Raw genomic sequence first — 783 nt, forward strand, 5'->3', positions numbered from 1 at the left:
TGGGCGAAAGAGCGGCGCAGGCACGCGACCCCGAGGAGGCGTGGATCGCGGTGGACTGCGGGATGATGATCCGCCAGGACCTGCCCGACAGCCCCCTGCAGGTGCCCAACCTGGACACCCTGACCGCCCTGGGCATCCGGCCGCGGGCGCTGATCATTACCCACGGCCACGAGGACCATATCGGCGCCGCGGTCTGGCTGTGGCCGAAATGGGGCTGTCCGATCCACGCCACGCCGCTGGCCGCGGGCCTGCTGCGGGCCAAGTTCAGCGAACGCGGCCTGACCACCGACGCCATCCGGGTCATCGAGCCCGGTGAGGCACTGGAGTGCGGGCCCTTCACGCTGCGCTTCCTGCCCCTTACCCACTCCATTCCCGAGAGCTGCGCCCTGCTGCTGGCCGCGGGCGACCACCGGGTGCTGCACACCGGCGACTGGAAGCTGGACCCCGAGCCGCTGATCGGCCGTCCCATGTCGGCGTCGACCTTCCGCGCCATTGCCCCGGTGGATCTCGTCGTCGGCGACTCCACCAACGCCCCCATCCCGGGTCACTCGCGCAGCGAGGGCGAGGTGGCGCGGGCGCTGGCGCACACCATCGCGGCCTGCGAGGGGCGCGTGGTGGTCTCCTGCTTCGCCAGCAACCTGGCCCGGGTACTGGCCATCGGACGCGCCGCCCAGGCCGCGGGCCGCCGGGTCAGCCTGATGGGCCGCTCCATGGAGCGCATGGTGGCGGTGGCCCGCGGCCTGGGCTACCTGGACGACTTCCCGCCCCTGGTACCCACCGCCG

1 protein-coding gene is annotated in these 783 nt (G+C 72.8%); it reads left to right on the forward strand.

Annotated elements, in window-relative coordinates; translation table 11 throughout:
• Window positions 1-62: 62 nt before the first annotated feature.
• Window positions 63-783, forward strand: a 721-nt coding sequence (locus J5F18_RS13130; RefSeq protein ID WP_346299059.1) for a ribonuclease J, incomplete at its 3' end; no start/stop codon positions are given.

The organism is Halomonas sp. BM-2019 (assembly GCF_017584085.1).